The following is a 14,571-nucleotide window of genomic DNA, read 5'->3' on the forward strand; positions in this document are numbered from 1 at the left end:
GCCACCTATGCTGAGCAAAAAGACTCGCAACATTCTGATTTTCGGAGTCATCACCGCCCTGTTCGCGGCCGTTGGCTACTGGAACATCAGCCCGGAACGCTTTCTCGAGCGGCCAGCGGCAGTCGTCGACGAAAACGCTATCGACTACTACGCCATCAACGCCCACAGTGTGCAGTTTCTGCCCGATGGCAAGTTGCAGTACGAAATGACTTCCGACAAGGTCGAACACCTGAAAGCGACCGAAGTGACGATGCTGACCAAGCCCGACTTGCACATCTATCGCGGCACTACTTTCCCCTGGCACGTCCAGAGCGAACGCGGCGAAGTCAATCCGGACGGCACTGAAGTAGAACTGATTGATTCGGTACGTATTGCACGTACCGACGAGAAAGATCGTACGACCATTATTACCAGTAGCCGTATGACCGTATTCCCTCAGAAGCAATATGCGCAGACCGAGCAAGCCGTTAGAATCGACGGCGCTGGTGGCGCGACTACTGGCAAGGGAATGAAAGCGTATTTGGAAGAAGGCAGGATGCACCTGCTATCGAACGTAAGAGGACAGTATGAGGCTCGTTAAAACCCTCCCTATTTTGCTCAGCCTGAGCGCAGCACTGGGAAGCGTGAGCGCCTGGGCTCTGCCGACTGATAGCCAGCAACCCATCCGCATTCAGGCCGACGACGCTCAGTTGGACGACAAGAATGGCGTGGCCACCTACAAGGGCGACGTGATCATTACCCAGGGCTCGATGAAGATCACCGGTAATACCGTGACCATCACTCGCACCCCGGCAGGTGAAATCGACGTAGTGACCTCGGTGGGCAACCTGGCTTACTTCGAACAGCTGCAAAAGGCGACTGATCCAAAGCCTGTCCAGGCTTATGGTGTGACCATTCAGTATCACGCCGCGCAAAACCGTATCGTGCTGATCGACAAGGCCAAAGTGATCAACGACGGCAACACCACCGAAGGTGAGAAAATCGTCTACGACACCGTCAAACAGGTCGCTAACGCCGGTCGCGCCACTGGCAACAAGGTCACCCAGCAACGTCCGCGGGTCGACATGGTGATCCAGCCGAAAAAGAAAACTGACGAGCAGAAGGCCCAGTAATGGCAACTCTGAAAGCTCAGCATCTGGCCAAGAGCTACAAGAGCCGCCAGGTCGTGCGTGACGTCAGTCTGTCCATCGACAGCGGCCAGATCGTCGGCTTGCTCGGCCCTAACGGTGCCGGCAAGACCACCTGTTTCTACATGATCGTCGGGCTGGTCCAGGCCGATCAGGGTCGCGTACTGATCGACGACCTGGACGTCAGCCACCAGCCGATGCACGGCCGCGCACGGGCCGGCATCGGCTATCTGCCGCAAGAAGCATCGATCTTCCGCAAGCTGTCGGTTGCCGATAACATCATGGCCATTCTTGAGACCCGCAAGGAACTCGACAAGGCCGGACGTCGCCAGGAGCTGGAAAGCCTGCTGCAGGAATTCCACATCAACCATATCCGCGACAACCTCGGCATGAGCCTCTCCGGTGGCGAACGTCGTCGCGTGGAAATCGCCCGAGCCCTGGCCACCGCACCGAAGTTCATCCTGCTCGATGAACCGTTTGCCGGTGTGGATCCGATCTCGGTGGGAGACATCAAGCAGATCATTCATCACCTGAAGGCCAAGGGCATCGGCGTGCTGATCACAGATCACAACGTCCGTGAAACCCTGGATATCTGCGAGACCGCCTACATCGTTAACGACGGTCAACTGATCGCCGAAGGCGACTCCGCCACCATCCTGGCCAACGAGCTGGTCAAGGAAGTGTATCTGGGCCATGAGTTCCGCCTGTAAGCGCTGAGGTGTTGGGCAAGTCGTCAGAGCGCCGCTATCAATAAAACCCTATAAATTTTATTGTTACCGCGCTTTAGGCAAACACGCGCCCTCAGGTGTTCAGCCAATAGTCAGAGCGCCAGTAGCAATGAGACCCTGTAAATTTTTATTGTTACCGCGCTCTAGGCAAACACTTCAGTTTCAGGCATATAATTTGCTTATGTTTGGCGCTTCGGCGCCCTGTAGTGGATGGCGCATGTGCGCCGGCAAATAAGGTGTTAAGCCCCTGCCATGAAACCATCGCTAGTCTTGAGAATGGGCCAGCAGCTGACGATGACACCGCAGCTGCAACAGGCCATCCGCCTGCTCCAATTGTCGACCCTGGACCTGCAACAGGAAATTCAGGAGGCACTGGAGTCCAATCCGATGCTCGAACGCCAGGAAGAAGGCGACGACTTCGATAACGCCGACCCTCTGGCCGACAACGTCGAGCAGAAAGCCAATACCGATGTTCAGGAACCCTCTTACCAGGAAACCGCCCCGACGGTGGATAACCTCGAGGAAGGCGACTGGAACGAGCGCATCCCCAACGAATTACCTGTCGACACCGCTTGGGAAGATGTTTACCAGACCAGTGCCAGCAGCCTGCCGAGTAACGATGACGACGAGTGGGACTTCACCACCCGCACATCGGCCGGTGAGAGCCTGCAGAGTCATTTGCTCTGGCAACTGAACCTGGCACCGATGTCCGATACTGATCGCCTGATCGCCGTTACCCTGATCGATTGCATCAACAATCAGGGCTACCTGGACGAAACTCTTGAGGAAATCCTCGAAGCCTTCGACCCGGAACTGGACATCGAACTGGACGAGATTGAGGCCGTCCTGCACCGCATCCAGCAATTCGAACCCGCCGGTATCGGTGCGCGCAACCTCAGCGAATGCCTGTTGCTGCAGCTGCGTCAAATGCCAGCCAAAACACCTTGGCTGAGCGAGGCTAAACGCCTGGTCACCGACTTCATCGACCTGCTTGGCAGCCGTGACTACAGCCAGCTGATGCGCCGTATGAAGCTCAAAGAGGACGAACTGCGGCAGATCATCGAGCTGGTGCAAAGCCTCAACCCGCGCCCGGGTTCTCAAATCGAATCCAGCGAAGCCGAGTACGTCGTCCCCGACGTCATCGTACGCAAGGACAACGAACGCTGGCTGGTGGAGTTGAATCAGGAATCCGTGCCGCGCCTGCGGGTCAACCCGCAGTACGCCGGTTTCGTGCGCCGGGCCGACACCAGCGCCGACAACACCTTCATGCGCAACCAGTTGCAGGAAGCGCGCTGGTTCATCAAAAGCCTGCAAAGCCGCAACGAAACCCTGATGAAAGTCGCCACCCAGATCGTCGAGCATCAACGGGGCTTTCTCGAGTACGGCGATGAGGCGATGAAACCGCTGGTGCTGCATGACATCGCCGAAGCGGTCGGCATGCACGAATCGACAATTTCCCGGGTCACCACCCAGAAATTCATGCATACCCCGCGCGGCATCTACGAACTGAAATATTTTTTCTCCAGCCACGTAAGCACCTCTGAAGGCGGTGAATGCTCGTCTACAGCGATCCGCGCGATCATCAAAAAACTGGTTGCAGCGGAAAATCAGAAAAAGCCGTTGAGTGACAGCAAGATCGCTGGTTTACTGGAGGCACAAGGCATTCAGGTAGCCCGTCGCACCGTCGCCAAATACCGCGAATCCCTTGGGATCGCGCCTTCGAGCGAACGTAAGCGTTTGATGTAACGGGCCACGCCACAGCGTTCCAGTGGCAGGCATTTCTGCCTGCCGCTTTATGCACTGGCAACGAAGGAGAAGCTGTATGCAAGTCAACATCAGTGGACACCAACTGGAAGTGACCGAACCCCTGCGCATCTACATCGGCGAAAAACTCGAACGATTGGAAAGGCATTTCGACAAGATCACCAATGTGCAAGTCACGATGACCGTCGAAAAGCTGAAGCAGAAAATCGAAGCTACCTTGCATATCCCCGGCAATGAAGTGGTCGCCAACGCCGAGCATGACGACATGTACGCGGCAATCGACGCACTCACCGACAAGCTGGATCGCCAACTCAAAAAGCACAAGGAAAAGACCCAGAGCCTCCTCCAGGGCGCAACAGGTCGTTAACACTCCCAACCCATGATTCGACTTGAAAACATCCTGACCCCCGGCCGTTCTTTGGTGAACGTGCCGGGCGGCAGTAAAAAGCGCGCCCTCGAGCAAATTGCCAACCTGATCAGCCGCGAAGTGCCGGATCTGGGGATGCAAGATGTCTTCGAGAGTCTGATAGCCCGTGAAAAACTTGGTTCAACCGGTTTTGGCAACGGCATCGCCATTCCCCACTGCCGCCTCAAAGGCTGCGAATCGCCCATCAGTGCCTTGATGCACCTGGACGCCCCCATAGATTTCGACGCCATCGATGGTGCTCCGGTCGACCTGCTGTTTGTCCTGCTGGTCCCGCAAGCCGCTACCGATGCGCATCTGGAACTGCTTCGGCAAATTGCCAGCATGCTTGATCGCAAGGAAGTGCGCGAAAAACTTCGCAGCGCCGCAACTAATGAAGCCCTGTACCAGGTTGTCCTGGACGAGCAGAACGGTCATTAATCATGCGTTTGATCATTGTCAGCGGCCGATCCGGCTCCGGTAAAAGCACCGCCCTCGATGTATTGGAGGACAACGGTTACTACTGCATCGACAACCTGCCGGCCGGCCTGCTTCCGGAATTGGCCGAACGTGCGTTGATTCACACTGAACTGGCGCAACCGCTGGTTGCGGTTTCCATCGACGCCCGTAACTTGCCCAGCCATCTGTCGCGCTTTCCGGAGCTTTTGGAAGAAGTGCGCAGCCGGCACATCCAATGCGACGTGCTGTATCTGGACGCCGACGAGGAAACCCTGCTCAAGCGATTCTCGGAAACCCGTCGACGCCACCCCCTGAGCACCGCCAATCGGTCGCTCGCCGAAGCCATTGATGATGAAACCAACCTGCTTGGGCCGATTGCCGACCTCGCTGATCTGAAGCTCAACACCACCCATCTGAACCTGTATCAACTGCGCGATACCATCAAACTTCGCCTGCTGAACCAGCCGGAGCCGGGCACGGCGTTTCTGGTCGAATCTTTCGGCTTCAAACGCGGAATGCCGGTCGATGCTGACCTGGTATTCGATGTGCGCTGCCTACCCAATCCATACTGGAAACCGGAGTTGCGCGATCAGTCCGGGCTGGACCAGCCGGTTGCCGAGTATCTGGCTGCTCAGCCGGATGTCGAAGAAATGTTCCAGGATATCTCTGCGTATTTGCTGAAATGGCTGCCCCGCTTTGCCGCCAGCAACCGCGCCTACGTCACCATTGCCATTGGCTGCACCGGCGGGCATCACCGCTCCGTCTACCTGACCGAACGTCTGGGCCAGGCTCTACAAAAGTCCCTGAAGAACGTCCAGGTTCGCCACCGCGACCTAAGCTAAAGGATTCACACCGCGATGCCCGCTCTGGAAATTGAAATCATCAACAAGCTGGGTTTACATGCCCGAGCATCTGCCAAGTTTGTCGGCGTAGCAGGTCAATATCCCTGCCAGATAAAAGCCGGACGTACCCCTGAATCCATGGTCGATGGCAAAAGCATCATGGCCATGATGATGCTCGCTGCCGGTAAAGGCACCAAAATCCATCTGTGCACTGAAGGCGAACAAGAACAGGAAGCGCTGAATGCACTGGTTGCGCTGATCAATAACTTCTTCGACGAAGGCGAATAAAAGCTCGGCGGCCCGAGCCTTCGGCGGCGCCTACGCAAGCGCGGTATTCATGACTGTCATCAGACAGAACCCGATACACAGCCCCAGGCTGGCCAGCTTGTCGTGGCCATTGCGCCGTGACTCCGGGCTCACCTCGTGAGTCACCACCAGCAGCATCGCGCCTGCAGCCAACGCCAACCCCAGAGGCAAGAGCAACTCGGCCAGACTCACCAGCCAGGCACACAACAACGCGAAGACCGGCTCAACCAAACCTGAAGCCGCGCCGACCAGGAACGCCTTGACCCGCGACATCCCTGCCCCGGCTAATACCAAAGCGATCACCAAACCTTCCGGCACATCCTGTAAAGCGATGCCCATGGCCAGACTGTCGGCGTCGGGCATCCCACCGCCGGCAGACACGCCGACCGCCATGCCTTCCGGGATGTTGTGAGCAATGATGGCAAATACAAATTGCCAGATCCGCGGAGCAATCACCGGATGCTCCCACAAAAAAAGGCGCGCCTCCCATTGGGTGACGCGCCTTCGCTTGAAGCTGCGGTCGTTTAGCTACCGGCCACTGTCATCCGCTCGATCAGCACTGACCCCGTACGAATATTGCTGCGCAATTCCAGGTCATTACCAACGGCGATGATCTGCTGGAACATGTCACGCATGTTGCCGGCGATGGTCACTTCTTGCACGGCGAACTGAATCTCGCCGTTTTCCACCCAGAAACCCGAGGCACCACGGGAATAGTCGCCAGTCACCATGTTCAAGCCCTGACCCATCAATTCGGTGACCAGCAGCCCGCGCCCCATGCGCCGCAGCAGCGCAGCCTGGTCTTCATCGCCATGGCTAACGAACAGGTTATGCACGCCACCAGCGTTGGCGGTGCTCGGCATGCCCAGTTTGCGACCGGAGTACGTGCCCAGCACGTAAGAAACCAAATGACCGTTCTCGACGAAAGGTTTGGCGTAAGTTGCCAGACCGTCGCCATCGAAGGCCGAACTGCCCAGGCCACGCATCAGGTGTGGCCGCTCATCCAGGGTCAGCCATTCAGGGAACAGCCGTTGGCCCAACGTACCTTCGAGGAACGACGATTTTCGGTACAGATTGCCGCCGGAGATCGCCCCGAGAAAACTGCCGAACAAACCGCCAGCCAGTTCTGCGGAAAACAGCACCGGCACTTCGCAGGTTGGAACCGGACGCGCGCCCAGACGACTGGCCGCCCGTTGCGCAGCACGCTGGCCGATGCTGACCGGATCAGCGAGCAGTTCGCCCTGGCGATTCACGTCATACCAGTAATCGCGCTGCATCTGGCCATCGGCTTCGGCAATCATCACGCAGCTCAGGCTGTGACGGGTCGACGCGTAACCGCCGATAAATCCGTGACTGTTGCCATACACACGGCAACCCTGATGGGTGCTCAGGGATGTGCCATCGGCGTTCTTGATTCGGCTGTCGGTGGCAAACGCCGCCGCTTCACAGGCCAGTGCCTGCTCAATGGCTTGCTCCGGAGTGATGTCCCAGGCGTGGAACAGGTCGAAGTCCGGCAGATCCTTGGCCATCAAGGCTGCATCGGCCAAACCTGAGCTTTCATCTTCCGAGGTGTGTTTGGCGATGGCCAGGGCGGCGGCGACGGTTTCGCGAATCGCCTCCAGACCGCTGGCCGAGGTGCTGGCCGAACCTTTGCGCTGGCCAACATACAAGGTGATGCCAAAGCCCTGGTCACGGTTGAACTCAACGGTTTCGACTTCCCGCTGGCGGACCGTGGTCGACAGCCCCTGCTCCAGAGAAACCGCGACTTCACAGGCGCTGGCGCCCTGGCGTTTGGCCTCGGCGATGATCTGCTCGACTTGTTCTTGCAGTGCCGGCAAGGCTTGTGGACCGACGCTTTCAACTGCACTCATGGTTTTCTCCACTCAAATTCTGCGTTCGGCTGGGGCCTTCGAGCGACCGGGCCGGACAAGCGGCCCCCGACTGGTTATCATGGCGGCGTTTCTTTGCGGACTGCCACCATGGTTGATTCTTACGACGACTCCCTCGACGGGGGAGAAAAAAGCAAATCCCAGGTCAAACGCGAGCTGCATGCTCTGGTTGATCTTGGCGAGCGCCTTACAACACTCAAGCCTGACTTGCTGGCAAAACTGCCATTGACCGACGCCTTGCGCCGGGCTTTGGCTGAAGCGCCCAAGCACACCGCGAATATCGCGCGTAAACGGCACATTCTGTTCATCGGCAAACTGATGCGCGATCAGGACACTGACGCCATTCTGGTGTTGCTTGATCAACTCGACGCCTCCACTCGGCAGTACAACGAACGTTTCCACGGTCTGGAACGCTGGCGCGATCGCTTGATCGCGGGCGATGACGGTGTCCTGGAGAAGTTCGTCATCGACTACCCGGACGCGGATCGCCAGCAACTGCGCTCCCTGATCCGTCAGGCCCAGCATGAGCTTGCGCAAAGCAAGCCACCTGCTGCCAGCCGAAAAATCTTCAAGTACATCCGTGAGCTGGACGAGACACAACGCGGTCTGCGTTAGTCTTCGACCCCGGGTGGGTTGTACCGCTTCGCGGTTCACCCACCCAAGGCTCCCTCTCAAGCTCAAGCGCCCGTGCCACCCACGGTGATCGCGTCGATCTTCAAGGTTGGCTGGCCGACACCCACCGGCACCGACTGCCCATCCTTACCGCATGTCCCTACCCCGCTGTCCAGCGCCAGGTCGTTACCGACCATCGACACTTTGCTCATCGCTTCCGGCCCGTTACCGATCAACGTCGCACCTTTGACCGGCGCGGTGATCTTGCCGTCTTCGATCAGATAGGCCTCGCTGGTGGAGAACACGAATTTGCCGCTGGTGATGTCCACCTGACCGCCGCCGAGATTGGCGCAGTAGATACCCCTCTTCACCGAGGCGATGATTTCGGCCGGATCGCTTTCACCAGCGAGCATGTAAGTGTTGGTCATCCGCGGCATTGGCAAGTGCGCATATGACTCACGACGACCGTTGCCAGTGCGGGCCATGCCCATCAGGCGGGCATTGAGCTTGTCCTGCATATAACCTTTGAGCACACCGTTTTCGATCAGAGTAGTGCACTCGGTCGGAGTGCCTTCGTCGTCGACGCTCAAGGAACCGCGGCGACCGGCCAAAGTGCCATCGTCGACGATGGTGCAGAGCCTGGAAGCAACCATTTCGCCCATGCGGCCGCTGTAAGCCGAACTGCCTTTACGGTTGAAGTCACCTTCCAGGCCATGACCTACCGCTTCATGCAACAGCACACCCGACCAACCGGAACCGAGGACCACCGGCAACGTACCGGCCGGTGCCGCAATCGCCTCGAGATTGACCAGAGCCTGGCGCAATGCTTCACGGGCATAACCCATGGCGCGGTCCTCGCCAAGGAAGTAACGGTAATCGGTACGACCGCCACCGCCGTGACCACCGCGTTCGCGGCGACCATTCTGTTCGACGATGACGCTGACATTGAATCGCACCAAGGGACGCACGTCTGCCGCCAGACCGCCGTCGGTGGATGCGACCAGAATCCGCTCCCAGACCCCGGCCATGCTCACGGTGACTTGTTGGATGCGCGGGTCCAGCGCCCGGGTCGCGGCATCGACGCGCTTGAGCAGCTCGACCTTCTCGGCACGGCTGATGACTTCCAGCGGGTTATCCGGCGCATACAGTCGGGCGACATCCTGGGTACTGAACGCCTGCACGGTGCCATTCTGCCCGGCACGGGAAATCGAACGGGCAGCACGGGCGGCCAGGCCCAGGGCTTCGAGAGTAATGGCATTGCTGTAAGCAAAACCGGTCTTCTCGCCCGACTGCGCACGCACACCGACGCCTTGGTCAAGGTTGAAGCTACCTTCCTTGACGATGCCGTCTTCCAGCGCCCAGGACTCGGAAATCTGTCCCTGGAAATACAGGTCGGCGGCATCGATGCCCGGCCCGGCCAGATCGCCGAGCACTGCTTGCAGGCTTTCAATGGTCACGCCACCCGGCGCTAAAAGGTGTTCACTGACTGAGGACAACAACTCGCTCATATGCTTTGCGCCTTAAATTCATCGTTCTGAGGCAGGTCGCTGTGCGCCCTGCGAGAAAAAGCGCCGATGGCTGGCCACCGGCATCCGCGCCCTGATGGACGCCTGTTCGCTGCTATCGCGCTCGGCCAGCAGCACAGCCTCGCCCTGATCCTGCTCGGCCAGCACACGCCCCCAAGGGTCGATAATCGCTGCATGGCCAAAGGTTTCTCGCGCTCCCGGGTGAATCCCACCCTGGGCAGCTGCCAGCACATAACACTGGGTCTCGATTGCCCGTGCGCGGATCAGCACCTCCCAATGAGCCGCACCGGTCACCGCGGTAAATGCAGAGGGCGCGGTGATCAACTCGGCACCGGCTGCGCGTAACTCACTGTACAACTCCGGGAAGCGCAAGTCGTAGCACACCGTCAGGCCCACTCGGCCGACAGGTGTGTCTGCGACCACCACCGCATCTCCATGAGCATAGTCATCCGACTCACGATAACGACCGCGATTGTCGGCCACATCCACATCGAACAAATGCAGCTTGTCGTAACGCGCCACCGCCTCACCGTGTTCGTCGATCAACAAGGAGCAGGCATTGACCTTGCCGTCGGGTTGATCCTGGGGCGGCAACGGCAATGTGCCGGCCACTATCCATAACTTGAGGTCGCGAGCGGTCTGTTTCAACCAGGGCAGGATCGGACCGCTGCCCAAGGCTTCGGCACGACCAATGTCGGCAATATCACGGCGGCCCATTGCAGCGAAGTTTTCCGGCAGCACCGCCAGCCGGGCACCGCCAGCCGCTGCTTGCTCCAGCAAGCGCCGGGCCTGGACCAGATTGGCCAGAACATCGCTCTGGCTGACCATTTGAATCACCGCAAGAGACATGGCGTATCCTTTTTCGGTTGGTTCTGCACGCCCGGTGCAGACTCTGCAAAACCCTGTGTAGCAGCTGGCGAAGCCTGCGTCTGCGGCGTACGCGGTTAACCAGAAGAATCGCAGTGTCAGACTTTACGGCCGCTACGCAGCCGGACGTAGCCTGGCGGCAACTGCTACAAAAAACGCATGGAGTCATGCTACTCCCATAGCCCCAGGCGTGGTTTTTCAAAAAGGCTTGTCGAAGGTGATTTTCGGTTCTTTCCACGGGCCTTTGACGTTGTATTTCACACTGGCGAAACGGGACACGCTATCACCGATAAGCTTGTCGATCAGGAACAATGCCCCGCCAATCGCCGGCGCACCGACGATTAACGCGGCGATCGGCAGGTTGTTGGTCACCGGCAACGTCACCAACAGCTTGGCATCGACCTGATCGGCAACCAGGTCCAGCGTGCCATTGAGTTCCAGATTGCTCGACGGTCCGGTCAGGGTGATCGGTTCACGGGTAACGTACACCCCGTTACTGGCCACCAGCAGGCCTTTTACCCGGTCGTAACTCAAGCCTTTCCCGAACAGGTCAGAGAAATCCAGACGCAGACGTCGACCAATCGAATTGAAGTTAAGCAAGCCGAACACCCGCAAGGCCTGTGCACCGCCCTCTACTTCAACGAACTGACCTTTTCGCAACGTTGCATCAAGGCTTCCGGAGAAGCGCTTGAGTCCGACCCAGGCCGGAGAGCCGGGCCAACGACCGTCCACATCCATATGAAAATCTTCACTGGTCACGGTGGGGGCAAAGCCCCAGCCCTTCAGCACATCCGCAAGATTCTTGCCGCCCAGACGCCCCTTGTACCAACTGCTGCTGGCCCCTGGCGGGCCCTCCCAGCCGCCTGTGCCCTGCAACACCATGCCCTTGAGGCCCAGATCCAGACTGTTGAGTGCAATACCTTTGGCGGTAGGGCGTACCTTGAGCGACCAGCCGCCAATCAGATCATTACCCTGGAACAACTGGACGATGGAGATATCCAGCGCCGGGATGTTCCCGGGATCGACTGACGCCAGCGGGTCCGGAGAATTTTCGTCGGCCTGAACGGTGGGATCTATGGCCGGCAAACGCACATATTGCAGATCGATTGCCACCGCAGCGTCCTTGGCGTCGGGGATGCCGACACTGCCTTTGGCCTGTTGGCTATCGATCTGCAAAGCCCAAGAGGCCTGTTTGCGATTCAACTGCAACGAGACCTTATCGAGTGTGCTGCCAAACCCGATGAGCTTGCTCACCTGGACGTCGGCACTGCTCAACAGTTGCCTGGCGCTGTCGCCGGGGGCCTGGCCGGCATAGCGATCGACCAAGGTTTTCCAGGGCTCGATATCCAGCTCCGACAGCACACCGCGCACACGCAAGCCTTTAACATCCGGCAACACTGCATTGTCGGCGCCCAGAAACAGCTCGCCGCGCCCATCGGCAATGCCGCCGCTCGGCGCTGCGAAGGTGAAGTTGGCGAGGTCGCCGTAGTTGACCCAATAACGCCGCTCAGGCCCTTGCAGGGTCATCCGAAACACGGTGTCGCGGCCTTCACTGGCCGGCATGCCGAAAGGTGCAGGCAGATCCACCGCGACGCCCTTAAGGCTGGAGTTGACCATGAGCTGGCTATCCGCGCCGTTAAGCGTCAGTTGCAACTGATAAGGAATGTCGCCGGAAACTGGTAACGGCTGGCTGACTTTCAGCCACTCGGTGAGTTTCTTCACCGTGACCTGACCCTTGGTAACGACGCGGGTGTTGAGGCTGCCCGCTTTGCCATCGGCAAAAATCTGCGCGGTAATCGGCCGATCGAAAGCTTGCGCTGTAATGCCCTGCCCGCTCAAACCCTTGCTGCTGTCAAAGCGGAAATCACCCTTGAGCTGGCTCAGTTCAAGTTCGGGTTCGCTCAGCTTCAGCCGAGCCTTGGCGGTCTTGAAGTCCACCAGGATTTTCGGCAACTCGCCTTTGGCCAGCGGAATATCCAGCTTCAACTTGCCCTGCAAGTCACCTTCCCCCTGCCAACCGGCAAAAATCGAGTCGGTGCCGATCGGCGCTTCCTGCAGAATCTTCAAACCGTCGCCCAGGCCACCCGCAAACTCGCCGTCGAGAAACAGGCGGCTGGTTTGTCCGGCGGGTACATGGGGAATATTGACGTAGATGTCGCGAACCTGGGTGTCGAGCAATTGGCCTTTGCTTGCCAGAATTCGTACGCCGCTGTCTTCGATAAACACATCACCGCTGACCTTGCCGACGTGCGGCCAACCCGGCTGGAACGCCAGTTCAGCGTCGTGAACCTTGAAGAACAGGCTGATACTGCGCGCGTTGTCGATGGCACCGTGGTTCAGCGAGCCTTGGTACTGGAAGAAGCCTTCATCCACCGCGCCCTTGAGAATTGCCGTACGCAACCACTCATCCAGAGCCGGACTGAGGACTGCCGGCAGATACTTGGCGGTGTAACGACCGTCGCCCTCGACCAGACCGACCCGCAGGTCCATGTAGTCTTCCTGGGTATGATCGAAATGCAGACGGATCAGGAAATCGCCGGCGATCTTGCCCTCCTCGCCCAGCACTTTCAGGTACGGCGCGATCAGGGTGAAGCCTTCTTTGTCGAGCTTCCAGGTCAGCCGCGCATTGGCCTGGATGTACTGCCATGGCTTGGCGAAGATCGGGTCCAGGTGCAGGGAAAAATCCTTGCTGTCCATACGCAGCTCGCCCTGTCCAAGGTCGCCGCTGATGCTACCGCTCACATTACGTGCCGCCGGAGCGCCGTGATAAGCGTTGAAGCCAACCCGCTCCAGGTTGGCGGCGAAACTCAAACGCTGGTCGTCGGTTGCCTGTGGGCGATAATCGACCAGCACATTGCGCAGGGCGCCAGTGACTTTGAGGTTGTCGATCACCACTTCGACATTGTCCGGCACCGGTACCAAGGCATCCAGCACAGGTGTGATCGGCGTCAGGTCAAGGCGATCAGCCTGGACATGCCAGCGTTCTTCGGCTTTGTCGGTGGCGGCGAACTGCTGAAGCTGCACATGCGACTCCCAACGGGTTTCGCCGAGGTTCATGGCCAACGAATCGAGAAGTACGCTGAAGCCTTCGTCGCTACGCTGGAACCAGGCGTTGAGCGCCAGATTCTGAATCGTCAGCGGCTTTCGCCCGGTGTAGGCGCCTTTGACTTGCGGGGCATTGAGGCGGGCCACAGCGCTTTGCACAGTGCCCTCAGCCCAGCTCAGCCAAAGCTCGCCACCGGCCTTGAGCTCGGAAAACTTCCATTGCTGGGTCAACCGCGCGGGCAGCCAGCGCGCCCAATCGCTTTGCGGCAGGCTCAGGTAAGCATCCGTCTCAGCATCTCGCCAGTGGCTGGCACGCACACGAGTGCGCAAGCTCAGAGCCATAGGCTGGCCGTCGGGCAGGGTCAAGCGAGCATCGAGACGCTGGCGGGTCAGACCGGTTTTAAGGTTCAGGCCGACATTCGTCAGGGTCAGTGGGGTTTCATTGAACGGCTGCAAAGTGACCTGGCTGTCCAGCACCGACAGCTGAACAACCATTTGCATGCGATTGAGCAGTTGCTCGGGATCGACGGGTTGACCCTGCTGAACCGGCAACCCTTCTAGTGCCCAATGGCCGTTCTGGTCTTCCTTCAGGCTCAGTTTCAGGCCGTTGAGTTCGAGATGGGCGATACGGACCTCGCGAGCCAGCAGGCTGGCCCAGACATCCGGCACTACCCGCACATGATCCAGGCGCAACCCATTGGCACCCTTACTGACCACCACATCGCGGGCCAGCAGAATCGGCGCCAGACCGCTCCAGCTGCCTTCGAGGCTGCCAATGCTCAATGGCATATCCGTCGCTTCGCGGGCCTTGGCCTCGACATCACCTCGATACTCGGCAACCAGCGGAATGAGTTCGCGACCAAGGCTGACGTACAGCGCAGTCAACACCAACATCAAGGCGCAAAGTCCCAACCCCCAGCGAGTCAGAGCAACAAAAAAGCGTATCAGACGCTCCATGTCAGGTGGCCCCCATGGCGGTAGTCATGCAAAACGCTCAATCCAG

General features: G+C 58.8%; 13 protein-coding genes and 1 pseudogene. 9 read left to right on the plus strand and 5 right to left on the minus strand.

The window, feature by feature from the left end:
- The first annotated feature begins 7 nt into the window (after positions 1-7).
- From lptC to AC07UI_RS26060, 8 genes are all read left to right on the plus strand, one after another.
- Complete coding sequence (gene lptC, locus AC07UI_RS26025; protein ID WP_494995184.1) at positions 8-580, plus strand: LPS export ABC transporter periplasmic protein LptC; 573 nt, start codon at positions 8-10, stop codon at positions 578-580.
- Positions 567-1,112, plus strand: coding sequence for a lipopolysaccharide transport periplasmic protein LptA (lptA, locus tag AC07UI_RS26030; protein ID WP_494995185.1), 546 nt, complete (start codon positions 567-569; stop codon positions 1,110-1,112). Before lptC ends, lptA begins: the two co-directional genes overlap by 14 nt.
- Positions 1,112-1,837 carry an LPS export ABC transporter ATP-binding protein gene (gene lptB / locus AC07UI_RS26035; RefSeq protein WP_058436531.1) on the plus strand — a complete coding sequence of 242 codons (726 nt, stop codon included), beginning with the start codon at positions 1,112-1,114 and terminating at the stop codon, positions 1,835-1,837. The genes lptA and lptB overlap by 1 nt, the downstream gene beginning before the upstream one ends.
- Positions 1,838-2,107: 270 nt before the next feature.
- On the plus strand, positions 2,108-3,601 hold the full coding sequence (locus tag AC07UI_RS26040; RefSeq protein ID WP_494995186.1) for an RNA polymerase factor sigma-54: 1,494 nt from the start codon (positions 2,108-2,110) through the stop codon (positions 3,599-3,601).
- A gap of 76 nt (positions 3,602-3,677) precedes the next feature.
- The gene (gene hpf / locus AC07UI_RS26045) at positions 3,678-3,986 is read left to right on the plus strand and encodes a ribosome hibernation-promoting factor, HPF/YfiA family (protein WP_494995187.1); all 309 of its coding nucleotides are present in this window, start codon (positions 3,678-3,680) and stop codon (positions 3,984-3,986) included.
- A gap of 12 nt (positions 3,987-3,998) precedes the next feature.
- Positions 3,999-4,463, plus strand: a complete 465-nt coding sequence (gene ptsN, locus AC07UI_RS26050; RefSeq protein ID WP_494995188.1) for a PTS IIA-like nitrogen regulatory protein PtsN — start codon at positions 3,999-4,001, stop codon at positions 4,461-4,463.
- A 2-nt stretch (positions 4,464-4,465) separates the two neighbouring features.
- The gene (gene rapZ, locus AC07UI_RS26055) at positions 4,466-5,323 is read left to right on the plus strand and encodes an RNase adapter RapZ (RefSeq protein WP_494995189.1); all 858 of its coding nucleotides are present in this window, start codon (positions 4,466-4,468) and stop codon (positions 5,321-5,323) included.
- Between the two features lie 15 nt (positions 5,324-5,338).
- The gene (locus tag AC07UI_RS26060) at positions 5,339-5,611 is read left to right on the plus strand and encodes an HPr family phosphocarrier protein (protein ID WP_494995190.1); all 273 of its coding nucleotides are present in this window, start codon (positions 5,339-5,341) and stop codon (positions 5,609-5,611) included.
- Between the two features lie 30 nt (positions 5,612-5,641).
- Here AC07UI_RS26060 and AC07UI_RS26065 read toward each other — a convergent pair.
- Positions 5,642-6,094, minus strand: a pseudogene (locus AC07UI_RS26065) (ZIP family metal transporter); the annotation flags it as partial.
- A gap of 59 nt (positions 6,095-6,153) precedes the next feature.
- Complete coding sequence (gene pmbA, locus AC07UI_RS26070; protein ID WP_494995191.1) at positions 6,154-7,500, minus strand: metalloprotease PmbA; 1,347 nt, start codon at positions 7,498-7,500, stop codon at positions 6,154-6,156.
- A 108-nt stretch (positions 7,501-7,608) separates the two neighbouring features.
- Between pmbA and yjgA the strand changes: the two genes are divergently transcribed.
- Positions 7,609-8,133: a ribosome biogenesis factor YjgA gene (gene yjgA, locus AC07UI_RS26075; protein WP_494995192.1), complete on the plus strand. Its 525-nt coding sequence runs from the start codon at positions 7,609-7,611 to the stop codon at positions 8,131-8,133.
- A gap of 62 nt (positions 8,134-8,195) precedes the next feature.
- Here yjgA and tldD read toward each other — a convergent pair whose 3' ends face one another.
- The 3 genes from tldD to AC07UI_RS26090 form a co-directional block, all read right to left on the minus strand.
- Positions 8,196-9,638: a metalloprotease TldD gene (gene tldD, locus AC07UI_RS26080; protein ID WP_494995193.1), complete on the minus strand. Its 1,443-nt coding sequence runs from the start codon at positions 9,636-9,638 to the stop codon at positions 8,196-8,198.
- 18 nt (positions 9,639-9,656) lie between these two features.
- Entirely contained in the window at positions 9,657-10,505 is an 849-nt protein-coding gene (locus tag AC07UI_RS26085) for a carbon-nitrogen hydrolase family protein (RefSeq protein WP_494995194.1), read from the minus strand.
- A 216-nt stretch (positions 10,506-10,721) separates the two neighbouring features.
- Positions 10,722-14,525 carry a YhdP family protein gene (locus AC07UI_RS26090; protein ID WP_494995195.1) on the minus strand — a complete coding sequence of 1,268 codons (3,804 nt, stop codon included), beginning with the start codon at positions 14,523-14,525 and terminating at the stop codon, positions 10,722-10,724.
- Positions 14,526-14,571 lie beyond the last annotated feature (46 nt).

This window comes from Pseudomonas sp. GW821-FHT04C07, from assembly GCF_059420325.1.